This is a genomic window from Phenylobacterium sp. (assembly GCF_046463815.1).
GTDB lineage: Bacteria > Pseudomonadota > Alphaproteobacteria > Caulobacterales > Caulobacteraceae > Phenylobacterium.
Window position 1 is genome coordinate 22,717 of sequence record NZ_JBKBRO010000010.1, and the last position, 22,997, is coordinate 45,713.

Genomic DNA, 22,997 nt, shown 5'->3' on the forward strand with positions numbered 1-22,997 from the left:
CGAACGCCGCCGCCCGGGCCAGCGGGCGCCGTCCGGCGTCAGGAGTTCAGCGACACGAGCACGGCGCCGCCGGCGATCAGGGCCACGCCCGCCCAGTTCCAGCCCGACAGCCGCTCCCCGAGGAACACCACCCCGAATACCGCCACGAGGACGACGCTCAGCTTGTCGACCGGCGCGACGCGAGCCGCGTCGCCGAGCTTGAGGGCGCGGTAGTAGCAGAGCCACGATGCGCCGGTGGCCAGGCCTGAAAGCGTCAGGAACAGGTAGGTCCTCGCGGAGATCGTCGAGAGCGGCTGGAGCTGACGCGTCGCCGCCAGGATGCCGGCGAGCACGACGATGATCACCAAGGTCCGGATGAGCGTGGCGAAGTCGCTGTTGATGTTCTCGACCCCGACCTTGCCGAAGATCGCGGTCAGGGCGGCGAAGCCGGCGGACATCAGAGCCCAGGCCTGCCACGGTATGGCCTGCATGAGGCGCCTCCCTCAGGGTGGGGCGATCGGCGGAGCCTGCCGGATCACAGGTCGCCGTCGCCGTAATGTACGACCTGCACGTTCTCGGTGGTCACCAGGCCGAGGTCGCGCATGTCGCCCAGCGCCTCGAGCAGGGCGTCGACCTTCTCCCTGGTGTCGACGATCTCGATCACGAGGGGCAGCCTGGCCGAGAGATCCAGGATCTTGGCGGTGTGGATCGCGTGGGTGTGGCCATAGCCCATCGGCCCCCGAAGCACGGTCGCTCCGGCCAGGCCAAGTTCGCGGGCCTTCAGGACGATGGCCTCGTGGAGCGGCCCATCGCCGTTCCGTTTGCCCTCCTCGGTGTAGATGCGGACGAGGACGGCGGATTGTGGGGCTTTCATGCTCAGCCTCCCTTCACAGAATTGAGCGCGGCGGCGGCGACGTAGCCCGCCCAGACGGCGACCAGGCAGGCCAGCACCGAACCGCCGACGTTGGCGCCCGCGCGCAGCATCTCGCCGTCCTGCGCGAGCGCGAGCGTCTGCAGGCTGAACGACGAGAAGGTCGTGAACCCGCCGCAGAGCCCCACCATGACGAACTGGCGCGCATCCGAGGGGACCAGGACGCGGCCGTCCGGACCGGTGAGCGTCGCGAAGAAGCCGATGACGAAGGAGCCGACGACGTTCACGACCAGCGTGCCCCATGGAAACGTCGGCCCGATCCAGTTCGAGATCAGGCTTGAGCAGCCATAGCGCGCCATGCCGCCCAGCGCGCTGCCGAGGGCTATCCAGAGGTATGTCGCCACGCGACCTCCTGCGTCGCCGACCGCGATGGTGTCGGCCGGTCACTCATGTCGGGGGAGAACGGGTCTGACGCGGCAGGCCCCCGGACAGAATCCCACCGCGTGTTCACGTCGGTAGGAGTCATCAGCCTCACGGCGGTTTTAAGGGGGACTCCATCCCCACGCCCTGATTGGCGCGCGAGAGGCGCCGGGTCAAGCTCCGTCGCGGCGACGCCCGCGCCGCGGCGCTCCGCGACCGGCTTCGGCATGATCTTGCTGGGCAATTCAGCGTTCCCGGGGGCCAATCCGGAAGGATTGGTGGAGCCGAGGGGAGTCGAACCCCTGACCTCCTCATTGCGAACGAGGCGCTCTACCAACTGAGCTACGGCCCCAGGAAGGCGCGGAATAAGGCGATTGGCGGGGCGCCTGTCAAGCGCGCGGTTCGGAAGCCCCGCTTTGCCGCCGCCCGAAAGCCCGCTAAACCCTTCCCCGATGGGCAGCTTTCTCTATTTCATCGTCTCCACCCTGCTGGAACTGCTGGTCTGGGCGATCATCATCAGCGCGGTGATGAGCTGGCTGGTGGCGTTCAACGTCATCAACCTGCGCAACCAGTTCGTCTATGGCGTGGTCCGCTTCCTGGACGCGGTGACCCGGCCGGTGCTGGCCCCGTTCCAGAAGGTCATCCCGCCGCTCGGCGGCGTGGACATCAGCCCGATCATCGCCATCCTCGTGCTGCAGGGCGTCATCCGCTACCTGCTGCCGATGATCTTCACCCCCGTCATCGCCGCGCTGGGCTAGGGCCATGGCCCGCCTCGCCGTCCGGGTGACGCCCAAGGGCGGGCGCGACGCCGTGGACGGCTGGAGCGTGGACGAGGCCGGGCGGCCGGTCCTGAAGGTGCGGGTGAGCGCGGCGGCCTCGGACGGCGCGGCCAACGCCGCCGTCACCGTGCTGATCGCCAGGGCCCTGAAGGTCCCCAAGTCGGCCGTGCGGATCGCCAGCGGCGAGACCTCGCGGGTGAAGCGCCTGGAGATCGACGGCGCCGACGAGGCCGATTTCGCACGGGTGTTCGGCGCGCCGGGCTGAACAGGCCGCGTCGCGGCCCATTCCAACCACGGATTTCACGGATTCCACGGATCGCGGAGGTCATCCGTGAAATCCGTGCAATCCGTGGTTCCCTCCCGGACGGGACCGAATTTTCCGCGCACGCCGGAACCTGTAATTTGAGAAGCGGTTATTCCCCCGACCCTCCAACGACTTGCCTGTCGGACACGGACGGTCACGGATCGGCCCGGCCTCACACCCCTGGCGCCCCCCCCCGACCGCGACCGGGCCGATCCCCCTCCCGACGAGGCCCCGCCGGCGCTAACCTCGGCGCCATGTCCAGAGCCGACCTCGCCCGGATGATCGCCGACGCCCGCCGCATCGTGGTGTTCACCGGCGCGGGCATATCGACCGAATCCGGCATCCCCGACTTCCGCAGCCCGGGCGGCGTGTGGAGCCGGATGAAGCCCATCTATTTCCAGGAGTTCGTCTCCAGCGAGGAGAAACGCCGCGAGGCCTGGGAGCGGGCGTTCTCCGGCGCCGCGGGCTGGGTGGGCCGCGCGCCCAACGCCGGCCACCACGCCGTCGCGCGCCTCGTCGCCCAGGGCAAGGCGTCCAGCGTCATCACCCAGAACGTCGACAACCTGCACCAGGCCTCGGGCGTGCCGCCGGAGAAGGTGATCGAGCTGCACGGCAACGCCAGCTACGCGGCCTGCCTGGAATGCGAGGAACGCCACGAGCTGCCCGAACTGAAGGCCCTGTACGAGGCCACCGGCGACCTGCCCTCGTGCCGCGTCTGCGGCGGCCTGGTGAAGACGGCGGTGATCTCCTTCGGCCAGGCCATGCCGCCCGAGCCCATGGCCCGCGCCGAGGCCGAGACGCTCGCCTGCGACCTCTTCCTGGTGCTGGGCTCGTCCCTGGTGGTCTATCCGGCGGCAGGCTTCCCGATCCTGGCCAAGCGCCACGGGGCCAGGCTCGCCATCGTCAACCGCGAGCCCACCGACCTCGACCCTTACGCCGACCTCGTGCTGCACGACGAGATCGGGCCGGTGATGACGGCGGCGGCGCCGGCGCCCTAAAAGGCGCCTTCCCGCGGATTCGTCACAACGGCGCCTTGATCGGCGCGTTAAGGGCTCCGCTTCCTCGATTTCGCGGAGCTCGCGCCTTGATCCTTCGTCCCGCCGCCGCCGTCCTGTCGCTCAGCCTGTTGCTCGCCGCCTGCGGTTCGGGCGGGGGCGCGGCCGACTCCAGCGACCCCTACGCCGGGCTCGACGCCCAGGTGCTGGCCTGGCGCGGCGACATCGAGGCCGGCCATCCCGCCTGCAAGGCCAAGGTGGACGGCAAGGGCTGCGAAGGCTTCGAGGTCACCTGCAAGGGCGCCCAGGAGATCACGCCCGAGGCGCAGTCGAAGGGCGTCACCGCCCAGGTCGTGGCCGCCATGCGCTTCTCGGGTCGAAATCCCGACGGCTCGACCGGCAAGTCCGGCTCGGCCTTCGCGCGCTTCACCAAGGCCGGCGGCCAGTGGACCCGCGCCGAGGCGGGGCCCGTCAACCTCTCCACCTGCGCGCCGCTCTGACGCGCCCGCCGGCATGCGGCCGCCTCTGGCGGGAAGGGGAAGGCTGCGGCTAAGCTCCGCATTCCTGTCGCTGGAGCCGGTGCGGAGCCCGTATGGAGAGACTGCATAGGCGGCTGAGGGGCGCCGCGACCTTCAAGAATCTCGGGCCCGGCCTCATCACCGGGGCCGCCGACGACGATCCCAGCGGCATCGCCACCTACAGCCAGGCCGGCGCCCAGTTCGGCTTCGCCATGCTGTGGACGACGGTGCTGACCTATCCCCTGATGTGCGCGGTGCAGCTCGTCAGTGCGCGCATCGGCCGGGTGACCGGCAAGGGCCTGGCCATGAACATGGGCGAGGTGATGCCGAGGCCCGCGGTGTCCGGCCTGGTCGTCCTGCTGTTCGTGGCCAACACCATCAACATCGGCGCCGACCTGGCGGCCATGGGCGAGGCGGCCGAGCTGGCGCTTGGCTGGAACGCCCAGGCCATGACGGTGGCCTTCGCGCTGGTCTCGCTGGTCCTGCAGCTCTTCGTGCCCTACGCGCGCTACGCCCGCTTCCTGAAGTGGCTGACCCTGGTGCTGCTGTCCTACGTGGCGGTGGTGCTGGTGGTGGGCGTCGACTGGGGCGCGGCGCTGACGGCCGTCCTCATCCCGCGCTTCGAGCCCAGCCGCGAGGCGCTGATGATGATCGTCGCCGTCTTCGGCACCACCATCAGCCCCTACCTCTTCTTCTGGCAGAGCAGCCAGGAGGTGGAGGAGATCGGCAACCACCGGGGCGCGAAGCCGCTCCGGGAGGCCCCGCGCCAGGCGCGGCGCGAGCTGCGCCGCATCAACGTCGACACCTTCGCCGGCATGGCCGCCTCGAACCTCGTGGCCTTCGCCATCATGCTGAGCACGGCGGTGACCCTGCACGGCCGCCCGGGCGGCGCCCAGATCGAGACGGCGGCCGAGGCGGCCGAGGCCCTGCGGCCGGTGGCGGGCGATTTCGCCTTCGCCCTGTTCGCCCTCGGCATTGTCGGCACCGGCCTCCTGGCCGTGCCGGTGCTGGCGGGTTCGGCCGCCTACGCCTTCGGGGAATCCCGCGGCTGGAAGTGCGGCCTGGAGAACAAGCCGTGGGAGGCGGTGGGCTTCTACGGCGTGATCGGCGCCGCGACCCTGCTGGGCGTCGGCATCGGCTTCTCGCCGCTGGATCCGGTGAAGGCCCTGCTCTGGAGCGCGGTGATCAACGGCGTCGCGGCCGTGCCGATCATCGCGGCGATGATGTGGGTGGCCAGCCGGCGGCGGCTGATGGGCGGCTTCCGGGAACATGGCGCGGTGCTGGTCCTGGGCTGGCTCACCACCGCCGTCATGGCGGCGGCCGCGCTGGCCATGGCCTTCGCGGGCTGAAGCCGCTACCCACGTTACATGAGCCGCATCGTCTATCTCGGGTTTCCGACCGGCCAGGTCGCCGGCGGCCAGAAGATGATCCTGCGCCATGTGGAGACGCTCCGGGCGCTGGGCTTCGACGCCGTCTTCTGGCGCAGGGCCGCCAACGTCATGCCCCGGTGGACGACCTATCGGGGCCCGGTGGAAGTGGAGACGGACTTCCGCCCGGACGACATCCTGGTCGTTCCCGACGACGCGCCCAACGCCATCGCCCACGCCGCGGACCTACCCCTGCGCTCGGTCGTCTTCTGCCAGAACCAGTTCACCTTCGCCGCCCTGGGCTACGCCGGCGTGGCCCGCTTCCCGCCCGGACGCTTCCCCGACTTCATCTCGGTGGGTCGGACCTGCACCGCCTCGATCCTGCGGGCCTTCCCCGAGGCCCGGGTGGAGCTCGTCCCCTGCTTCGCCGACGAGCGGGTCTTCCGGCCCGGCGCCGCGAAGGCCCTCGCCATCGCCTGCGCGCCGCGCAAGCGGCCCTTCGAGGCCCAGGCGATCCAGGCCATGTTCCGCCGTTTCCATCCCGCCCACGCCGGCATCGGCTGGGCGATCCTGGACGAGGCGCCCGAATCGACGGTGGCCGACGTCTTCGCGAGGTCGGCGCTGTTCCTCAGCCTGAGCCGGCTGGAATCGGTGGGCATGACGCCGCTGGAAGCCATGGCCAGCGGCTGCGTCTGCGCGGGGTTCACGGGGATCGGCGGCCGCGACTTCGCCACCCCCGAGAACGGCTTCTGGGTCGCCGAGGACGATTGCGAGGCCGCCGCCGATGCGCTCGCCGAGGCCGCCGACGTGGTCCGGACGGCCGGTCCGGAGCTCGCCCGCCGCGTCGAGGCCGGCCGCGCCACGGCCGAGCTGTGGTCCCACGCGCGCTTCCAAACAGCCCTGGAGGCGGCCTGGATGCGGCTGGCGCCCGACGCCCGCGTCTCCGCCGGCCCCCTGCCCGCATGATCCGCGCGCTCAGGGACGCCGCCTGGCTGGATGGCCCCCGCGCGCATCTGGCTGCGGACCTACTTTGTCGCCGACCGGGCCGACCGCGCCCGCCTGGGCGCCAGGCTGGAGCTGCTCACGCCGGCCCCGCCCGCCCGGCCCAACGACATGCGCTGGCTCTCCGACAAGGAGCTGGTCCGCTACGCCATGGTCACCGCGGAGGCGGCAGGCTGAGGTCCGCCTCGGCCGTCAACGGCTCGGCCTTCAGGTCCTTCACCCAGGCGCCGAAGCGGCCGAGTTCCTGCGCCAGATGCGCCTGCGCCTGCGGCGTCCGCAGGGTCTCGCCCAGGGCCAGGGCGGCGTCGATGGCGGCGGACATCTGACCGGGCTCCACGATCTGGATGCACCGGGGCAGCGGCAGTCCGAAGCGCAGCAGCGGCGGCGGCTCCGGCGCCCGGGGCACGATCATCGGCAGGTGGGCGGCCAGCGCCTCCAAGTTGGCCTTGCCGCCGCTTTCCGGGAAGCTCGACAGGTAGATCTCGGCCCCGCTCTCGACCAGGGCCCGCGGCAGGTTCGGCGCGTATCCCGTGAAGACGTACCGGGCCGGGTCGACGCCCGCGGTCTCCAGGGCCTGCCGGACGGCCCCCTCCAGTTCGGGCGTCGTCGGGCCGATGTGGACGACCTCGGTGTCGGGTCGGGCGAGCACGGCCGCGGCGTAGTCGCCCCAGGTGTGGCCGGCCAAGGTCCCGGCGTACTTGTGCGGACTGCCGCAGGTCGCCAGCCGGACGGGCCGCCCGCCGCGGCCGGACCGGGGCGGCAGGTCGACGTGGGGGGCTGTCAGGCCGACATAGACGGCGTCCAGCCCCGCCGCCCGGCAGGCCAGGTGGCAGGTGAATGTCGGGTCGGCGTGCCCGGAGAACGGCAGCGTGACCCCCAGCGCCGGCACATGGTCGGCGTGGTGCACGAAGTCGACCACGTCGCGGAACGGCCAGCAGGCCAGGACGGCGGCGACGTCCATCGGATGGCACAGCAGGAAGATCCGCGTGGGCCTGAGCGCCGCCAGGGTGGAGTAGATGGCCGCGGCCAGCTCCGGCACCGTCTCGCCGCGCACGATCATCGTCGCCCGCTCGCCCATGTCGGTGCGCAGGCCGTGCGCCCCCATGAAGGCGCGGTAGCGCAGCTCGCGGTAGAGGTCGGTATGGATGATGGCCGCCGTGGCCGGCCGCAGGTGGTTCAGGATGTCGGCCACCACCCGGCTATGGCCGCCGGTGCCGTAGAGGCGGGTGTCGACGATGCAGGGGTTGTCGTTGGATTTCACGCCCGGCCGGTCGCCGAGGCCCAGGCGGCCGGCGACCATGGGGATCAGGGCGTCCAGCCCCGGGGCGAACAGCTTGCGGCCGTAGATTTCCGGCGTCCTGAACTTCCCCGGGAGCCGGATCAGCCTGGTGAAGACGGCGTTGAGGGCCGAGTTCCGGGCCGTCGGATCGGCGATCGCCGCGGCTTCGGCGATCTCCTGTTCGAGCGCGGCGTCCTCGAAGGCGTAGTCCATCGAATTCCCCCTTGCCCGCCTCCTAGCCGATTGCCGGGCGGCCCGGAAGCGCGACCCGGGGTTGGCCGGGTTGCCGATTCGCCCGGACCATGTTCCGCTGGAATCAAGCTTGGTCATGGGGATGGAAGACATGCGGGCTTGGGCGATGTTCGGCGCGGCGGCGGGGGCGGCCGCGATCCTGGGACTGGCGCTTTCCGTCGCGCCCGCGGGCGGGGCCCAGCCGGCGGAGCCCCCGCCCGCCGAAGCCGCGCCGGCCGACGCGCCGAAGGTCAGTCCGGCGCCCGCGCGCCTGGGCGACGACAACGGCCGGATGTGCTGGGACTGGCAGACGCCCGGACCGCCGCCGGCCAGGCCGATCCCGCCCCCGTCCTGCACCACCCTGCCCGACGACGTCACGCTCCGCGACGACGGCCTCTATTCTCAGGGTCAGCTCTGGTGCCCGTCGGCCTGCATCGATCTCTGGCAGGGCCGGTACTTCTGCTGCGCCGCGCCGCCCTACTGAGGGGAGGCGGCCCGCGCCGGGCGGCGCGTCGTGTTCAGGGGGAGGGGTGGTGCCGCCAGGGTGACTCGAACACCCGACCTACGCATTACGAATGCGCCGCTCTACCGGCTGAGCTATGGCGGCCCAAAAGGGCTTTCCGGCCGCGGGCGGGACGGGCCCGGCCGCGAAGGAGCGCCTATTTAGCGGCTCTCGGCGCGCTCGCCAAGCGCCGCCTCGCAGTCCTTCGCCGGACAGGCGCCGCGGGGGGACCCGGGAGGGTCGGCGGCTCGTCCCCGCCGAAGTCGTCCCCGCCGAAATCGTCGCCCCTTGGAGGCTCGTCCACGGGATAGAGCACCGGCTCGGTCAGCATGGGCTCCGAATCGTAGGCCAGCGGCAGGTCGGGCAGTTCGCGCAGCGCGCGCTCGCCGCGGTCGTGGCGCGGGTGGATGAGCTCGCCCGCCTCGGCGAAGGTGATCACGAGGCGCGCCCAGTCCTGGGCGTGGTAGGCGAAGGCGCGGCCCTCGGGGTCGAGGTCGGACCAGTCGGGCTCGTGCGGGGCGCTGATGCCGCGCGCCAGCCATACCCGCGCCTCGTCCGGCGCGCCCGCCGCGAAGGCCACCCGCGCCATCAGGCCGGCGATGCGGGCGGTGACGGGCTCCGCCTCCAGGGCCCCGGCCGCCTCGCGCGCCGCCGCCGGGTCGCCGGCGATCAGCGCCTGTTCCACATAGAGGATCAGGCTCTCCCGGTGGGTGGGGTTCACGGCGGCGAGCTCCGACAGCCGCTTGGCCCGCTCGCGCGGGGTCTCGTCGGTGCGCAGGTCGCGGTAGGCCAGCCACAGCGCCGGGTGCGGCGCGGCGCGCCAGGCGTTCTCCAGGGTCGCGGCCGCCCGGCCGACCTTGCCGCCCTGGGCCAGCAGGCGGGCGGCCATGACCACGCCCGGCGCGAAGCCCGGCTGCAGCTTGGCGGCCTCGACCGCCTGGTCCATGGCGACGGCCCGGGCCTTGGCGTCGGGGGCGTGCTCGAGCTGGGCCGCCGAGGCGGCCAGCAGGGCGGCGCGGGCCCGCTCGGCCACCACGGGCGGCACGATCTTGCGATCCAGGGCGCTCTTCACGAGCTCCAGCGCCGCGGCCCAGTCGCCGGCCTCCAGCTTGTTTTCCAGCAGGGCGCGCCAGGCCCAGCGGGCGCTGCGCGCCTCGCCATAGGCCTCCTGGGCGTGGCGCAGCGCCGTCTCGCGCTGGCCCTGGGACTGGGCGAGCTGCATCAGGCCCTTGTGGCCGGCCAGCCGCATCTCGGGGAAGCCCAGCATGGCGGTGTAGGCGGCGTGGGCCTCGGCCACGTCGCCCGCGGCCTCGGCGGCCTGGGCGGCCAGCACGCGCACCAGCCCCGGCGCGTCCGAGGCGAGCTCGGCGGCCTTGCGGGCCAGCCTGCGGGCCTCGGAGCCGTCGCCGCCGGCCGCGGCCAGGAAGCCGCGCGCCAGGACGTCGTTGGCCTGCCGCCGGCGGGCCTCGGCCCGGGCCCGCTCGGCCCTCTGCGGGGCGTCCAGCACCCAGAGCACCGTGCGCCAGATCAAGGCCGCCAGCAGGCTCGCGATCAGGGCGATCAGGATGGCCGCGGCGGCGGTCATGTCGGCCCGCCAGCCCAGCCAGACGACGCTGGCCTGGCCGGGGTCGCCGGTGAGGGCCAGCACGGCCACCGCGACGGCGGCCACCAGGAAGAAGACGATGGCGGCCCGGATCATGCGTCGTCTCCCCCGGTCTGGGTCGCAAGGTCGTCGGAGGCCCGCGTCCGAAGGGCCGCGACCTGCCGGTCGATCTCGGCGCGGCGCTCGGCCTCGGCCCGCCAGGGCGCCAGGGCGTCGCGGGCGGCGGGCGGCAGGGCGTCCAGCGCCTTGAGCGCGCGGGGCACGTCGCCCTCGGCCAGGGCCCGCTCGGCGCGGGCCAGGGCGGCGTCGGGGCCGGACCCGGAGACGTCCCCCACCCGGCGCACGCTGACCACGCGGGACATCACATAGACGATCCGGTCGCCCAGCCGGGCCCCGTCGGCGGGCCGGCGGGCGGCCGTGGCGGCGCGCGCCGCGTACTCGGGGAAGGTTGCGGCCAGCGCCGCGCGGCTCGGCGCGCCCGTTTCGGCGACGCGGGCGAGGGCGGCGAGCTCCGGCAGGTCGGGGGCGGCCCGGCGCAGGGCGCCGAGTTCGCCCGCGAAGGGCCGAGAGCCCTGGGTGGTCTCCACGAGGACGCTGGCGGCGAGCGCGGCGGCGGCGGCCTCGCTGGTGCGCGCGCCCTGGCTCTCCAGCGTCGCGATGCGTGCGTTCAGCCGGGCGATCTCGGCCGTGTCGGGGTCCTCCGCGACAGGCGGCGGCGCGGGCGGCGCGAGGGGCGTCGCGGGCGCGGTCGCCACGGCCGCCGTCGGCGCCGGCGCGGCAGGGGTCCGGCCGGGCAGCAGGCGGGGGGCCACGACCGCGACCCCGGCGCCGACCAGCAGGCACAGGCCGCACAGCGCCAGCAGCGACCAAAGGCCCAGCGCCGGCCGCGCGCCGCGGCGGTAGTCGGCGGGATCCTTGGGCAGGGCGGGGTCGGTCTGCGCGGTCATGGGCGGCGGTCGATCAGGTTGAGCAGGGCCGCTTCCAGGGGGAAGGGCGGATAGGCCTTGGCCGCCAAGGGCGTTCGCTGCAAGGGCTTGATGACGGCTTTCGACAGGCCGAGCGCCCGGAGGTCCGGCGCGGGGTGGACCTTCAGCATCTTCGCCAGCACCTGGGCGGCGCGCGGCGAATGCAGCAGGGCCGCGTCGCACCGGATCAGCGTCTCGGTCTCGGCGTCGCTGATCGCCACCGGGGCGGTCTTGTAGAGGATCAGGTGGCGGGCCTCGACCCCGTGCTTGCGCAGCGCCCCGGCCAGGTCGCCGGCCGGCTCGGCGGCGCCGGGATGCAGCACCGTCCCCTTCAGCTCGCCGCGCCGGATGCCGATGCCCTCGGCCAGGGCCTCCACGTCGCCGTCGGCCGACAGCACCGAGCGGAAGCCGGCCTGCCGCGCCGCCTGGGCGGTGGCCGCCCCCACGGCGAAGACCTTCAGGCTGCGCTCGCCGCAGGCGTCGGCGAAGGCCCGCACGCCGTTGGCCGAGGTGAAGGCCAGCGCCGCCACGCCGGTCAGGTCGACGTCCACGTCCGGCAGGATGCGGACCGCCAGCAGCGGCGCGACCACGGCCTCGTGGCCCAGCGCGCGCACGCGCTCGGCGGTGACGTCCGCGCCGGGCTGGGCGCGGGTGATCCAGATGCGTTGGCGTCGGGCGGCCATGCTCTGCTTGTCGCCCCGAACCTCTTTAGCTTTTGGAAATAACCCTGGGACAGCGCGCACTTTTCTTCAATCCCCGCGTGTCCCCGCGCCACACCTCCCACGCGAGCGTGACGCGGATGCGACGCCGCACCTCTTCTCCCCCCGAGCGCAGCTCGGAGAGGGAGAGGGCAGGGAGAAGGCCGGCGCGGGCGAAATGGCGAGGCCCGGCCGCGAAGCGGCGTCTGACCACGGATTGCACGGATGATCCGCCGCGCCCCAATCCGTGAAATCGGTGAAATCCGTGGTTCAAAGGGACCGGGCGCGGCGCCCGCCGAACTAACGCCCCTCTGCGTCCTTCGGTGTCTTCCGTGGTCCGACGTCGCCTCGCCCACGGGCGAGGCCTGCCTCACAGCACGATGGCGTCGCCGGCCTCGGCCCTGATGGCCAGGCCCAGGCCCATGCCCAGGTCGCGGGCCGAGGCTTCCGGGGCGGCGAGCTGGGCCACTTCGGTCTGCCCCTCGCGGCGGAAGCGCAGCCTGCCGTCCGGCGACAGGGCCTCGACGATCAGCTTCAGCGTCCCGCCCTCCAGCCAGGCGTGCGCCCCGATCGGCGTGCGGCAAGAACCCTCCAGGGCGACGAGCGCGCCGCGCTCGGCGGCCACCGCCACGGTGGTCGGGTGGCAGCGGAGCGCCTGGACCCACGGCAGGTCGCGGTCGGCGACGCGCGTCTCGATGGCCAGCGCGCCCTGGCCGGGGGCGGGCGGGGCGAGCTTGGGGTCGATCAGGCTCTTGGGCAGGTGGCCGAGGCCCAGGCGCCGCAGGCCCGAATAGGCCAGGAGGATGGCGTCGGCCTCGCCGGCCTCCAGCTTGGCCAACCGGGTGTCGACGTTGCCGCGCAGGAGCTGGACGTCGAGGTCGGGCCGCCGGTGCAGGCTCTGGGCCTGGCGGCGCAGGCTGGCGGTGCCGAGGATCGCGCCCTGGGTCAGGTCTTCCAGGGTCTCAGGCCCCCGGCTCAGGAAGGCGTCGCGCGGGTCCTCGCGCTCGGGGATGGCGGCGATGCAGAGGCCCTGCGGCAGCTCGCCCGGCATGTCCTTCATCGAGTGGACGGCGCAGTCGATCCGCCCGTCCAGCAGGGCGTCCTCGATCTCCTTGGTGAAGAGGCCCTTGCCGCCGATCTCCAGCAGGCGGCGGTCCTGCACCCGGTCGCCGGTGGTGGTGATGACGATCAGCGGCGCGACGCGCTCCACCTGGGCGGCGTCCAGCGGATCCGCGCCAAGGGCCTCGGCGATCCGGCGCTGCATCATGCCCGCCTGGGCGAGGCTGAGCTTGGAGCCGCGGGCCCCGATCCGGACGGGCGCTTGGCCTGCAGGTTGCGTGGGCACGGTGGGCGGTCTACCTCGGAGCGGAAAGACAAGAAGGGCCTGCTAGCCCAGCAGGCCGCCCCCGGCAACCGGATGACCACCGCCACCCAACCCGACCACACCGTGCTTGGCCTGGAGACGAGCTGCGACGAGACCGCCGCCTCGGTGGTGCGCCGCCATGCCGACGGCCGGGTCGAGGTGCTGTCCTCGGTGATCGCCAGCCAGGTGGCCGAGCACGCGCCGTTCGGCGGCGTGGTGCCCGAGATCGCCGCCCGCGCCCACGTCGAGAGCATCGATTCCATCGCCGCCCGGGCCATGGCCGAGGCCGGCCTGGGCTACGGCGACCTCACCGGCGTGGCCGCCACGGCGGGACCGGGCCTGGTGGGCGGGGTGATGGTGGGCCTGTCGTTCGGCAAGGCTGTGGCCCTGGCCCGCGGCCTGCCGCTCGTGGCCGTGAACCACCTGGAGGGCCACGCCGTCTCGGCCCGGCTGGGCGCGGACCTGCCCTATCGCTTCCTGCTGCTGCTGGTCTCGGGCGGGCACTGCCAGCTCCTGGACGTGGCGGGCGTGGGCGCCTGCCGCCGCCTGGGCTCGACCATCGACGACGCGGCCGGCGAGGCCTTCGACAAGATCGCCAAGACGCTGGGCCTGCCCTATCCCGGCGGCCCGGCCCTGGAGAAGCTGGCCGAGGGTGGAGATCCCGCCCGCTTCCCCCTGCCGCGCATGCTGCTGGGACGGAAGGACTGCGACTTCTCGTTCTCGGGGCTGAAGACCGCCGCCGCCCGCATCGCCGAGGGCCTGACCTCGGAGGTCGACCGCCGCGACCTCGCCGCCGCCGTCCAGGCCGCCATCGCCAGCCAGCTCGCCGAGAAGTCCGACCGCGCGCTCCAGATCTACGCCCGCGAGCACCAGGGACGCGACCTGCGCTTCGTCGTCGCCGGCGGAGTGGCGGCCAACCGCCTGGTCCGCGCCCGCCTTACCGAGACCGCCGCCGCCCGCGGCTTCTCCTTCCACGCCCCGCCGCTCGCCTACTGCACGGACAACGCCGCGATGATCGCGCTCGCCGGCGCCGAACGCCTCGCGCTCGGCCTCACCGATCCCCTCGACGCCCCGGCCCGGCCCCGCTGGCCGCTGGACGCGGCCGCCGCCGCGGCCAGCCCCACCCACGTCCCCGGCCGCAAGGGGGCCAAGGCGTGAAGCGGGCCGGCGTCATCGGCGGCGGCGCCTGGGGCACGGCGCTCGCCCAGGTCTGCGCGCGGGCGGGGCTTGAGGTCGTGCTCTGGGCCCGCGAGCCCGACGTTGTGGCCTCCATCGACGCCCACCGCGAGAACCGCCTGTTCCTGCCGGGCGTGGCCCTTGAGCCCGCGATCCAGGCCGTCGCCGACTTCGCCGAACTGGCGTCCTGCGACCTGATCCTGGCCGTGGCGCCCGCCCAGTTCCTGCGGCCCACGCTGGAAGCCTTCGCCCCCCACGCCCGCGACGGCCTGCCCGTCGTGCTCTGCGCCAAGGGGATCGAGCAGCGCACGCTGAAGCTGATGACGCAGGTGCTGGCCGAGACCGTGCCGCACGCCGCGCCGGCCGTGCTCTCGGGGCCCAGTTTCGCGGGCGAGGTGGCGCGCGGCCTGCCCACCGCCGTCACCCTGGCCTGCCCGGACGAGGACCTGGGCCGGCGGCTCGCCCAGACCATCGCCACGCCCGAGTTCCGGCCGTACGTCGCCCTCGACATGATCGGCGCCGAGGCCGGCGGGGCGGTGAAGAACGTGCTGGCCATCGCCTGCGGCATCTCCGAGGGCCGGGGCCTCGGCCGTTCGGCCCACGCCTCGCTGATCACCCGCGGCTTCGCCGAGCTGACCCGCCTGGCCGTGGCGCTGGGGGCGCAGGCCGACACCCTGCGCGGCCTCTGCGGCCTGGGCGACCTCGTGCTCACCTGCTCCAGCGCCCAGTCCCGCAACATGAGCGTCGGCCTGGCGCTCGGCCGGGGCGAGACCCTCGAACAGGCGCTCGCCGGCAAGCTCTCGGTGGCCGAGGGCGTGGCCTCGGCGCCCGCCGTCCGCGACCTGGCCGCCAGGCTCGGCGTGGAGGTCCCGATCTCGGAAGCCGTCGCCGCCATCCTGGCCGGCGAGGTGAACGTCGACACCGCCATCCGCGGCCTGCTCGCCCGGCCGCTCAAGGACGAATTCTAAGGATCATCATGGCCCTCTACGCCCTCGTCTGCCTCGACAAGCCCGACGCGCTGCAGGTCCGCCTGGGCGCCCGCGAGGCGCACCTGGCCTATGTCCGCGAGCGCATCGCGCAGGTGAAGCTGGCCGGGCCGCTGCTGTCGGACGAGGGCGAGATGGCGGGCTCCCTGCTGATCCTCGACGTGGCCGACCGCGCCGCCGCCGAGGCGTTCAACGCCGCCGACCCCTACACCCTGGCCGGCCTCTGGCAGTCAGTGACCATCAAGGAATTCAAGGCCTCCATTGGCCAGCTCTGAGCCCGACAATCCGGCCCGGCCGCCGCCGGGGACGCGGCTCTGCGCCGTGGCCGACCTGGCCGATCCGGGGACCAGGGGCTTCCGCTTCCGCGAGGGTTCGCGCCTGTTCGCCGGCTTCGTGGTGCGCGAGGGCGAGGCCGTGCGCGGCTTCGTGGATTCCTGTCCCCACGCCGGCTGGCCGCTCGCCGCCCTCGACGACCGCTACCTGACCCGCGACGCCCGCCACATCCTGTGCGCCGGTCACGGGGCGCTGTTCCGCCTGGACGGCGCCTGCGTGGCGGGGCCCTGCACGGGCGAGCGCCTCCGCCCCTGGCCGGTCGAGGTCCGGGACGGCGAGGTCTTCACCGCTTGACGGTCAGGCCGGCGCGGCCTCCGCCGAGAACGCCGCCACGTCCTCCAGCAGGGCCGCGGCCGCCGTCCGGACGAGTTTGCCGCCCTTCTCGGGCGTGGCCTGGCCGGGATCGGAGCCCATGCGGCCGTCGGCGTAGCGGGCGCGGAAATCCATGGCCTCGCGGATCGGGCCCGTCGGCGCCACCTGGGGCGCGTAGTTGGCCGCCTTGATGGCGTCGGGATAGGCCCACTGGGTCACCGCGATCTCGGACGGCGTCGCGTGGCTGCCGTGGCCCGTGGGAAACTGGCGGTTGGCGAGCGCCGTCACCCCCGACAGGTCCCACCAGTTCCTGAGCTTGCAGGCGAAGCCGCGCTTGACCCCCGCATAGCTCGCCTCGGCGTAGAGCTCGGAGAACGCCGCCTCGATGGTCGCCACGTTCCCGCCGTGGCCGTTCAGGAAATAGAGCCGGGTGAAGCCGTGGTGGGCCAGGCTCCGGCACCAGTCGCCGATCGCCAGCATGAAGGTGGACGGCCGAAGCGCGATGGTGCCGGGGAAGTCCAGGTGGTGCTGAGCCATGCCGATGTTGAACGTGGGCGCCACCAGGATGTCGCCGGTCTTCTGCGCCTCGTGGGCGATGATCTCGGGGCACAGCCAGTCGGTGCCGAGCAGGCCCGTGGGCCCGTGCTGCTCGTTGGACCCGATCGGGACCACCACCGTCTGCGAGCGCTTCAGGAAGGCCTCGATCTCGGCCCAGGTGGACAGGTGCAGCAGCATGGGAGGCTCCGGCTCGGGGGGATCAGTCGCCAGCCTCGGCGACTTCGACGGTCAGGTCCATGGCCTGCATGCCCACCAGCCGCCAGCGGTCCTTCTGGCCGCTCTTCTCCTTGGCGAAGGTCAGCAGACAACGGCCGCCCTCGCCCGGCAGGCAGGCCTTGCCGCCGGTCATCTTCAGGCGGTCCTTCATCGGCTGGGCCGGGCCGGCGCGGACCACGCGGATGGCGTTGGGGCCGATCATGCGGTCCAGGGCGAGGTCCGAGGGGCCGCCGTCCACCTCGACGCCCGTCTCGCGGGCCAGGTCGATGATCTGGCGGCGCACGTCCTCGCGCACGGCGCGGCGGTCGATCTCGGCCTCGAAGGCGACGCGGTCGCCGGCCTCGGCGGCGGCCAGCAGCCGCTCGGCGCTTTCGGCGGCGTCGGCCTTCGCCCGGCCCTCGCAGCCGCCGAGACCCAACGCCAGCGCCGACAGCGCCACGACCGCACCCATCCGAAGCATCGGCGGAAAATGCCCAGGCCCCTGAGTCCCCGCAAGCTTGGCCGGACGACTTCCGCTGCGGCGAGTTGCGCAGGGCCCCCGCGTGGGAATACTGCGTGGCGCAAAGGTCTTGAGTTCGGAGGCGCCCCCCCATGTCGGACAACGAGGTTTTCCCGGTTCCCGAGGAATGGGCCAGGCGGGCGCACATGAACGCCGCCGCCTACGAGGCCGCCGTCGCCCGCGTCGAGCAGGACCCCGAGGGCTACTGGCGTGAGATCGGCCGGCGCCTCGACTGGATGAAGCCCTTCACCCAGGTGAAGGACGTCTCCTTCAACCGCGAGGACTTCCGCATCCGCTGGTTCGCCGACGGGGTGCTGAACGTCTCGGTCAACTGCCTGGACCGCCATATCCCGACCCGCGGCGACGAGGTGGCGGTGATCTGGGAGAACGACGACGGCTCGGCCTATGACGCGCTCACCTACAAGCAGCTCCTGGCCGAGGTCTGCCGCTGGGCCAATGTGCTCAAGGCCAAGGGCGTCCGGAAGGGCGACCGGGTCACCATCTATCTGCCGATGATCCCGGCGGCGGCGGCGGCCATGCTGGCCTGCGCCCGTATCGGGGCCGTCCACTCGGTGGTGTTCGGCGGCTTCTCCCCCGACAGCCTGGCCGGCCGCATCCAGGACTGCGATTCGAGGATCGTCATCACCGCCGACGAGGGCCTGCGCGGCGGCAAGGTCGTGCCGCTGAAGGCCAATGTGGACGAGGCGCTCAAGTCCTGCCCCGGCGTGACCGACGTCATCGTCGTGCGCCGCACAGGAGCCGCCGTGCCGATGCAGGCCGGCCGCGACGCCTATTTCGGCGAGCTGAAGAAGGCGGTCGCCGACACCTGCGACCCCGAGCCGATGAACGCCGAGGACCCGCTGTTCATCCTCTACACCTCGGGCTCGACGGGGAAGCCCAAGGGCGTCCTCCATACCACGGGGGGCTACCTGGCCTGGGCCGCCTGGACCCATGAGGTGGTCTTCGACTACCGCCCGGGCGAGGTCTTCTGGTGCACCGCCGACGTGGGCTGGGTCACCGGCCACAGCTACGTGGTCTACGGCCCGCTGGCCAACGGCGCGACGACCCTGATCTTCGAGGGGGTGCCCAACTACCCGACCTCCTCGCGCTTCTGGGAGGTCTGCGACAAGCACAAGGTCGAGATCTTCTATACCGCCCCCACCGCCATCCGCGCCCTGATGCGCGAGGGCGAGGAGCCGGTGCGCCGCACCTCGCGGTCCTCCATCCGCCTGCTGGGCACGGTGGGCGAGCCGATCAACCCCGAGGCCTGGCTCTGGTACCACCGCGTGGTGGGCGAGGAGCGCTGCCCGATCGTCGACACCTGGTGGCAGACCGAGACGGGCGCCTGCCTGATGACCCCGCTTCCGGGCGCGCACGCCCTGAAGCCCGGCTCCTGCGCCAAGCCCCTGCCGGGCGTGAAGCCCATGCTGGTGGACGCCGAGGGCAAGGAGCTGACGGGGGCCGTCAGCGGCAACCTGTGCATCACCGATTCCTGGCCGGGCCAGATGCGCACGGTCTACGGCGACCACGAGCGCTTCATCGTCACCTACTTCACCACCTATCCGGGGAAGTACTTCACCGGCGATGGCGCCCGCCGCGACGAGGACGGGTACTACTGGATCACCGGCCGGGTGGACGACGTCATCAACGTCTCGGGCCACCGCCTGGGCACCGCCGAGATCGAGTCAGCCCTCGTCGGCCACCCCGCCGTGGCCGAGGCCGCCGTCGTGGGCTACCCGCACGAGATCAAGGGCCAGGGCATCTACTGCTACGTCACGCTCAAGGTCGGCCAGCAGCCCTCCGAGGCGCTCCAGGCCGAGCTGCGCGGCTGGGTCCGGCGCGAGATCGGCCCCTTCGCGGCGCCCGACGTGATCCAGTTCGCGCCCGGCCTGCCCAAGACCCGCTCGGGCAAGATCATGCGCCGCATCCTGCGCAAGATCGCCGAGGACGACCTCTCCAACCTGGGCGACACCTCGACCCTGGCCGATCCCGCCGTGGTCGAGGACCTGGTCGCCAACCGCGCCGCCGCCGGCCCCGACGACATGATCCAGGTGGGCGGCCACCGGCTCTCGGCGACCGAGCTGGAGCAGATCCTGGTCAAGCACACCCCGGTGACCGACGCGGTGGTCGTGGCTGGCCCCGATGCGGGCGGGAACCGGGCCCTGTGGTGCTACGTGGCCCTGCAGCCGGGCTTCCAGGCCAGCGACATCCTCAAGGCCGACATCCGCGCGGTGCTGCGCCGGGAGGTGGGCGAGCACGCCGTGCCGGCCGCCATCTTCATCCCGCGCGACCTGCCGCGCAGCCAGGGCGGCGAGGTGGTCCGCAGCATGATCCACCGCATCGCCGAGGGTGGCGAGCCGGGCGACCGCACGGGCCTGGCCGATCCCTCCGTGGTGGACGATCTCCTGAAGGCGCGGGCCGAAGCTGTCGCCTGATCTTCCCTCCGGTCTGAAGGCCGCCGTCGACCGCGAGCTGGAGGGGGTCCCGCGCAAGGGGCTCGCCGAGCGCACCGCCGCGACCACCGCCGCCTATCGGTCGGGCGGGACCTCGGCGTCCGTCATCCGGGGCCCTGAGGACGCGCTCGCCTATGCGCTGGCGAGGTTGCCCGCCACCTACGCCGCCTGCGCCGCCGTCTTCGCCGAGGCCCGCCGGCTCGCGCCGGGCTTCTCGCCGCGGCGCCTCACCGACGCCGGCGCCGGGCCGGCCGGCGGGAGCTGGGCCGCGCTCGAGGCCTGGCCGGGGATCGAGGCCGCCGCCTGGCTGGACTCGTCCGCACCCTTCCTGGACCTCGCCCGCAGGCTCGCCGCCGACGGTCCCCCGGCGCTCCAGGCCGCCCAGGCCACTCGCCTCGACCTCACCGCCGGCGGCCCGTTCCCCCGGGCCGACCTCGTCATGGCCAGCTACGCCCTGGCCGAGATCGCGCCGCCCGCCCAGGCGCCGCTGGTCCGCGCGCTGTGGGACGCCTGCGAGGGGGTGCTGGCCCTGGTCGAGCCCGGCACGCCCGCCGGCTTCGCCCGGCTGAAGGCCGCCCGCGAGGCCTTGATCGAGGCCGACGCGGTGATCCTCGCCCCCTGTCCGCACCAGGGACCTTGCCCGATCGTCGCCCCCGACTGGTGCCACTTCAGCGTCCGCCTGCCGCGCTCGCGCGACCATCGCCTGGCCAAGGGCGCCGAGGTCCCGTTCGAGGACGAGCGCTTCGCCTACCTGCTGGCGGTCCGGCCCGGACTCTCGGCGGCCCCCGCGCCCGCCCGCATCCTCGCCCCGCCGCGCGCGGCCAAGCCGGGCATCGAGTTCAAGCTCTGCGGCCCGCAAGGGTTGGAGACCCGCTTCGTCCCCCGCCGCGACAAGCCCGCCCACGCCAAGGCGCGCCGCCTCGACTGGGGCGATCCGTTCGATTGAACCTCCTCTCCCTTCCCGTTCATGGGAAGGGGGGACCGCGCCCCGCAGAGGGCGTGGTGGGAAGGGAAGGCTTCAAGCGCCGTGAGGGGCGCTATTTCACGCCGCCCTGCGCCTTAGCATAGGCGCGAAGGACTGCATTCATCCGAGTTTGCCAGCCGCGGCCCTGTGACCTGAACCAGTTCATCACGTCACTATCGACCCGTATGGAAGTCGCAATCTTCGGGGAGGGTAGCGCCAACTCGGCGCTTCGGAACCAGTCCTCATCCAAAACCGGCGCTGCATCGGCGTCCGCCGAAATGGCGCGCGCGATATCCTCATCCGATTGTTGGTCGACCCTTCGCCAGTCCGATGTGCCTAGCCGAAGCTGATCGGCCGATCGCCTGATCGTATTGCTTCCGCTCATTTGTCCTCGCCGCTCTGGCTGAAATGATCCGGATCGCACCGTCGCGTGGTGTCCACACAACAACGATCAACCTTCCCTCTGCGATGCAGATGGAAGTGAATCGGGTCTCTTCGTAGCCCGAGCTTTCCTGTGTAAGCGCCAGCCCCAGAAGGGCATATGCGGCGTCGTCGAACGAAATTCCGTGCTTCCGCAGATTCAGCTCTGCTTTGCCTTCGTCCCATTCGAAGTACGACGTTTCTTGCTCTGACATGTCAGCCTTGTCGCTTGGAACGTAGCCATAGATCTCTCCAGTCTGTGTCCACTCCCAAGCCGCTGACGCGGTCGGGTTACTACAAGCTCCCCACGGCGGGGTCGTATATACAATCGAATATACGGATTGTCAAGCGCGAGGACCGGGCCGCCTAGCTCGACGCCGCGCCCGCTTCGTCCGTTCCGCTGAGGTCGTTGGCCGCCGAGGCCTGGGCCTGCATCTGCCGGCCGCGTTCGATCTGCAACCGCGACTGCGCCTGCAGGTAGGGGACGATGAAGTCCAGGAAGGCCCGCACCCGCGGGGCGTCCTTCAGCTCGCGCCGGGTCAGGATCCAGGAGGACGGCCGCGCCTCCTCGATGATCCCGGAACAGCGGATGAGGTTGCGGTCGGCGTCCGCCGCCTCGCAGGCCATGGGCGCCACCCCCAGGCCGGCCTTCAGGGCGTGCAGCAGGTTGCTCATGGTGTTGGAGCGGGTCACGGGCGCCTTGCCGCCCGCCAGGCTGAACATCCAGGCCATGCCGGGGCCGTCGGCCATCTCCATGTCGCCGCCGATCAGGTCGTGGTCGGACAGCGTCTCGGGCGTCGGCGTCCCGCGCCGGGCCGCGTAGTCCCGGCTGCAGTAGAGCGCGAAGTCGTGGTCGCCGAGCTTGCGGGCGATCAGGTCCGAGGCCGGCAGCGCCAGGCCCGTGCGGATGGCGATGTCCGCCTCGCCGGCCTCCACGTCCAGGGCGCGGTCGGTGACGATCAGGTGGACGTTCACCTCGGGGTGCTTCTGCCGGAACGCCGCCACGCCCGGCATCAGCACGTGGTTGGCCATGATCTCGGTGGCGGTCACCCGGATCGAGCCGGCCATGCCCCGCTGGTGGCCGGCGGCGCGGTTGGCGAAGCGCTCGGCGGCGCGCTCGACGCGCTCGGCCTCCTCCACAAGATCGCGTCCCGCCTGGGTCAGCCGGCTGCCGGTCTGGCCCCGCTCGAACAGCTTCAGCGACAGGGCCGCCTCCAGCCCCTCGATCCGGCGGGCCACGGTGGTCTGGTTCACGCCCAGCGCCCGCGCCGCCGACAGGGTCGATCCGCCCCGCGCCACGGCCAGGAAGGCCTTCAGATCGTTCCAGTCGAACATGGTCCCACTCTGCGCCCATTCTGCGGTTGCGCAGAACCCCGCTGCAAGGACGCAACTTGCGGCTTCGCCGTGACATGGGTAGTCCCGCCGCTCGTTTCCAGAACGGCGCTCGCCGAAACGTTCCGCGACGCGCCCCCGGGGGATTTCCATGAAGCTCTACTGCGACCCGCTCTCCACCACCGTGCGTCCCGTGCTGCTGTTCGCGGCCGAACATGACATCCCCCTTGAACGTGTCCATGTCGACCTGATGAGCGGCGGGAACCGCGATCCGGAGTACCTGACGCTCAATCCCAACGGCATCGTGCCCTTCCTGGTGGACGGCGATTTCGGCCTCGGCGAAAGCGCCGCCATCCTCCGCTACCTGGCGGCCAAGGTCGGCTCGCCCGCCTATCCCGCCGACCTCAAGGCCCGCGCCCGGGTCGACGAGGCGATCTCGTGGTTCTCGACCCAGTTCCACGAGTATTTCTGCCTGATGGTCTGCTACCCGCACATGGGCGTGCCCAAGGGCATGTCGCCCGAGATGCTGGCGGGCCTCACGGCCTATGGCGCCGAGGCCGCCGTCAAGTGGCTGGAAATCCTCGACCGCCACATGCTGGCCGGCCGCGACTTCGTCTGCGGGGACCAGATCACGCTGGCCGACTACCTGGGGATCTCCTACGTGCTGCTGGGCGAGATTCCCGGCTTCGACTTCTCGCCCTATCCGAACATCCAGGCCTGGATCGCCCGCATGCGGGCCCGCCCCCACTTCGCCCCGGTCTTCGAGACCTTCTTCACCGCGCTCGCCCACTTCCGCGCCCAGCAGGCGGCGTAGGCCCCCTTCCGCGGGGATGACCGGGTGGAAGGCCCCTGCGGCCGTCTCCACCATGACA

Annotated in this window: 28 protein-coding genes, 2 tRNA genes, 1 pseudogene and 1 riboswitch; of the genes and pseudogenes, 16 read left to right on the forward strand and 15 right to left on the reverse strand. The window is 72.5% G+C overall.

All coding sequences use genetic code 11. The annotated features are described in order from the left end of the window. Positions 1-38: 38 nt before the first annotated feature. The 4 genes from ACK4TT_RS08270 to ACK4TT_RS08285 all read right to left on the reverse strand — a co-directional run bounded on the left by ACK4TT_RS08270 (position 39) and on the right by ACK4TT_RS08285 (position 1,622). On the reverse strand, positions 39-470 hold the full coding sequence (locus tag ACK4TT_RS08270) for an EamA family transporter (RefSeq protein WP_410212796.1): 432 nt from the start codon (positions 468-470) through the stop codon (positions 39-41). A gap of 44 nt (positions 471-514) precedes the next feature. Further along, positions 515-853, reverse strand: coding sequence for a DUF190 domain-containing protein (locus ACK4TT_RS08275; protein ID WP_410212797.1), 339 nt, complete (start codon positions 851-853; stop codon positions 515-517). A 2-nt stretch (positions 854-855) separates the two neighbouring features. Continuing rightward, entirely contained in the window at positions 856-1,254 is a 399-nt protein-coding gene (gene crcB / locus ACK4TT_RS08280; RefSeq protein WP_410212798.1) for a fluoride efflux transporter CrcB, read from the reverse strand. 105 nt (positions 1,255-1,359) lie between these two features. Then, a riboswitch (Fluoride riboswitch) is annotated at positions 1,360-1,421 on the reverse strand. Between the two features lie 125 nt (positions 1,422-1,546). Next, positions 1,547-1,622, reverse strand: a tRNA-Ala gene (locus tag ACK4TT_RS08285). Between the two features lie 100 nt (positions 1,623-1,722). On the opposite strand from ACK4TT_RS08285, the gene ACK4TT_RS08290 reads away from it, so the two are divergent. The 7 genes from ACK4TT_RS08290 (at position 1,723) to ACK4TT_RS08320 (ending at position 6,412) form a co-directional block, all read left to right on the forward strand. Further along, complete coding sequence (locus tag ACK4TT_RS08290) at positions 1,723-2,028, forward strand: YggT family protein (protein WP_410212799.1); 306 nt, start codon at positions 1,723-1,725, stop codon at positions 2,026-2,028. Between the two features lie 4 nt (positions 2,029-2,032). Next, entirely contained in the window at positions 2,033-2,314 is a 282-nt protein-coding gene (locus ACK4TT_RS08295; protein ID WP_410212800.1) for a DUF167 family protein, read from the forward strand. A gap of 293 nt (positions 2,315-2,607) precedes the next feature. Next, the gene (locus tag ACK4TT_RS08300) at positions 2,608-3,351 is read left to right on the forward strand and encodes an SIR2 family NAD-dependent protein deacylase (protein ID WP_410212801.1); all 744 of its coding nucleotides are present in this window, start codon (positions 2,608-2,610) and stop codon (positions 3,349-3,351) included. 86 nt (positions 3,352-3,437) lie between these two features. Then, complete coding sequence (locus tag ACK4TT_RS08305) at positions 3,438-3,848, forward strand: hypothetical protein (RefSeq protein ID WP_410212802.1); 411 nt, start codon at positions 3,438-3,440, stop codon at positions 3,846-3,848. A 92-nt stretch (positions 3,849-3,940) separates the two neighbouring features. Next, positions 3,941-5,215, forward strand: coding sequence for an Nramp family divalent metal transporter (locus ACK4TT_RS08310; RefSeq protein ID WP_410212803.1), 1,275 nt, complete (start codon positions 3,941-3,943; stop codon positions 5,213-5,215). Positions 5,216-5,233: 18 nt separating this feature from the next. Next, positions 5,234-6,199 carry a glycosyltransferase gene (locus ACK4TT_RS08315; RefSeq protein WP_410212804.1) on the forward strand — a complete coding sequence of 322 codons (966 nt, stop codon included), beginning with the start codon at positions 5,234-5,236 and terminating at the stop codon, positions 6,197-6,199. A 30-nt stretch (positions 6,200-6,229) separates the two neighbouring features. Next, positions 6,230-6,412, forward strand: coding sequence for a hypothetical protein (locus tag ACK4TT_RS08320; RefSeq protein WP_410212805.1), 183 nt, complete (start codon positions 6,230-6,232; stop codon positions 6,410-6,412). Here the strand turns inward: ACK4TT_RS08320 and ACK4TT_RS08325 are convergent. Next, on the reverse strand, positions 6,390-7,727 hold the full coding sequence (locus ACK4TT_RS08325; protein WP_410212806.1) for a hypothetical protein: 1,338 nt from the start codon (positions 7,725-7,727) through the stop codon (positions 6,390-6,392). The genes ACK4TT_RS08320 and ACK4TT_RS08325 overlap by 23 nt on opposite strands. Positions 7,728-7,857: 130 nt before the next feature. On the opposite strand from ACK4TT_RS08325, the gene ACK4TT_RS08330 reads away from it, so the two are divergent. After that, positions 7,858-8,229, forward strand: coding sequence for a hypothetical protein (locus ACK4TT_RS08330; protein ID WP_410212807.1), 372 nt, complete (start codon positions 7,858-7,860; stop codon positions 8,227-8,229). Positions 8,230-8,276: 47 nt separating this feature from the next. Here ACK4TT_RS08330 and ACK4TT_RS08335 read toward each other — a convergent pair. From ACK4TT_RS08335 to hemC, 5 genes are all read right to left on the reverse strand, one after another. Beyond that, positions 8,277-8,352 (reverse strand) — tRNA-Thr (locus ACK4TT_RS08335). A gap of 52 nt (positions 8,353-8,404) precedes the next feature. Next, on the reverse strand, positions 8,405-9,946 hold the full coding sequence (locus tag ACK4TT_RS08340) for a heme biosynthesis protein HemY (protein WP_410212808.1): 1,542 nt from the start codon (positions 9,944-9,946) through the stop codon (positions 8,405-8,407). Next, positions 9,943-10,797, reverse strand: coding sequence for a COG4223 family protein (locus ACK4TT_RS08345; protein ID WP_410212809.1), 855 nt, complete (start codon positions 10,795-10,797; stop codon positions 9,943-9,945). The genes ACK4TT_RS08340 and ACK4TT_RS08345 overlap by 4 nt, the downstream gene beginning before the upstream one ends. Further along, positions 10,794-11,498 carry a uroporphyrinogen-III synthase gene (locus ACK4TT_RS08350; protein ID WP_409638216.1) on the reverse strand — a complete coding sequence of 235 codons (705 nt, stop codon included), beginning with the start codon at positions 11,496-11,498 and terminating at the stop codon, positions 10,794-10,796. Before ACK4TT_RS08350 ends, ACK4TT_RS08345 begins: the two co-directional genes overlap by 4 nt. A 385-nt stretch (positions 11,499-11,883) precedes the next feature. Further along, positions 11,884-12,858 carry a hydroxymethylbilane synthase gene (hemC, locus tag ACK4TT_RS08355; RefSeq protein ID WP_409638219.1) on the reverse strand — a complete coding sequence of 325 codons (975 nt, stop codon included), beginning with the start codon at positions 12,856-12,858 and terminating at the stop codon, positions 11,884-11,886. Positions 12,859-12,930: 72 nt separating this feature from the next. Here hemC and tsaD point away from each other — a divergent pair, with 72 nt between their 5' ends. From tsaD to ACK4TT_RS08375, 4 genes are read left to right on the forward strand one after another with little or no spacing between them, the layout of a single operon-like run. Next, positions 12,931-14,034 carry a tRNA (adenosine(37)-N6)-threonylcarbamoyltransferase complex transferase subunit TsaD gene (gene tsaD, locus ACK4TT_RS08360; RefSeq protein ID WP_410212810.1) on the forward strand — a complete coding sequence of 368 codons (1,104 nt, stop codon included), beginning with the start codon at positions 12,931-12,933 and terminating at the stop codon, positions 14,032-14,034. Continuing rightward, positions 14,031-15,020: an NAD(P)H-dependent glycerol-3-phosphate dehydrogenase gene (locus ACK4TT_RS08365; protein ID WP_409638225.1), complete on the forward strand. Its 990-nt coding sequence runs from the start codon at positions 14,031-14,033 to the stop codon at positions 15,018-15,020. The genes tsaD and ACK4TT_RS08365 overlap by 4 nt, the downstream gene beginning before the upstream one ends. Before the next feature lie 8 nt (positions 15,021-15,028). Next, the gene (locus ACK4TT_RS08370) at positions 15,029-15,313 is read left to right on the forward strand and encodes a YciI family protein (protein WP_409638228.1); all 285 of its coding nucleotides are present in this window, start codon (positions 15,029-15,031) and stop codon (positions 15,311-15,313) included. After that, positions 15,300-15,665 carry a Rieske (2Fe-2S) protein gene (locus tag ACK4TT_RS08375; protein ID WP_409638231.1) on the forward strand — a complete coding sequence of 122 codons (366 nt, stop codon included), beginning with the start codon at positions 15,300-15,302 and terminating at the stop codon, positions 15,663-15,665. Before ACK4TT_RS08370 ends, ACK4TT_RS08375 begins: the two co-directional genes overlap by 14 nt. A gap of 3 nt (positions 15,666-15,668) precedes the next feature. On the opposite strand, the gene ACK4TT_RS08380 is transcribed toward ACK4TT_RS08375, so the two are convergent. Further along, entirely contained in the window at positions 15,669-16,418 is a 750-nt protein-coding gene (locus ACK4TT_RS08380; protein WP_410212811.1) for a creatininase family protein, read from the reverse strand. A 22-nt stretch (positions 16,419-16,440) separates the two neighbouring features. Continuing rightward, positions 16,441-16,917: a hypothetical protein gene (locus tag ACK4TT_RS08385; protein ID WP_410212812.1), complete on the reverse strand. Its 477-nt coding sequence runs from the start codon at positions 16,915-16,917 to the stop codon at positions 16,441-16,443. 131 nt (positions 16,918-17,048) lie between these two features. On the opposite strand from ACK4TT_RS08385, the pseudogene acs reads away from it, so the two are divergent. The 3 genes and pseudogenes from acs to ACK4TT_RS08400 form a co-directional block, all read left to right on the forward strand. Continuing rightward, a pseudogene (gene acs / locus ACK4TT_RS08390) lies at positions 17,049-18,980 on the forward strand (acetate--CoA ligase); the annotation flags it as partial. An 18-nt stretch (positions 18,981-18,998) separates the two neighbouring features. After that, a complete protein-coding gene (locus ACK4TT_RS08395; RefSeq protein ID WP_410212842.1) occupies positions 18,999-19,391 on the forward strand; it encodes an AMP-binding enzyme in 393 nt (130 codons plus the stop codon). A gap of 124 nt (positions 19,392-19,515) precedes the next feature. Next, entirely contained in the window at positions 19,516-20,355 is an 840-nt protein-coding gene (locus tag ACK4TT_RS08400; protein ID WP_410212843.1) for a small ribosomal subunit Rsm22 family protein, read from the forward strand. 91 nt (positions 20,356-20,446) lie between these two features. Here ACK4TT_RS08400 and ACK4TT_RS08405 read toward each other — a convergent pair whose 3' ends face one another. From ACK4TT_RS08405 to ACK4TT_RS08415, 3 genes are all read right to left on the reverse strand, one after another. Further along, positions 20,447-20,758 (reverse strand): BrnA antitoxin family protein, encoded by a 312-nt coding sequence (locus ACK4TT_RS08405; RefSeq protein WP_409638240.1) that lies wholly within the window; start codon positions 20,756-20,758, stop codon positions 20,447-20,449. Then, positions 20,670-21,008: a BrnT family toxin gene (locus ACK4TT_RS08410; RefSeq protein ID WP_409638243.1), complete on the reverse strand. Its 339-nt coding sequence runs from the start codon at positions 21,006-21,008 to the stop codon at positions 20,670-20,672. Before ACK4TT_RS08410 ends, ACK4TT_RS08405 begins: the two co-directional genes overlap by 89 nt. Before the next feature lie 151 nt (positions 21,009-21,159). Next, the gene (locus ACK4TT_RS08415; protein WP_409638246.1) at positions 21,160-22,128 is read right to left on the reverse strand and encodes a LysR family transcriptional regulator; all 969 of its coding nucleotides are present in this window, start codon (positions 22,126-22,128) and stop codon (positions 21,160-21,162) included. Positions 22,129-22,276: 148 nt separating this feature from the next. Between ACK4TT_RS08415 and ACK4TT_RS08420 the strand changes: the two genes are divergently transcribed. Further along, complete coding sequence (locus ACK4TT_RS08420; RefSeq protein WP_410212813.1) at positions 22,277-22,939, forward strand: glutathione S-transferase family protein; 663 nt, start codon at positions 22,277-22,279, stop codon at positions 22,937-22,939. Positions 22,940-22,997: the final 58 nt, after the last annotated feature.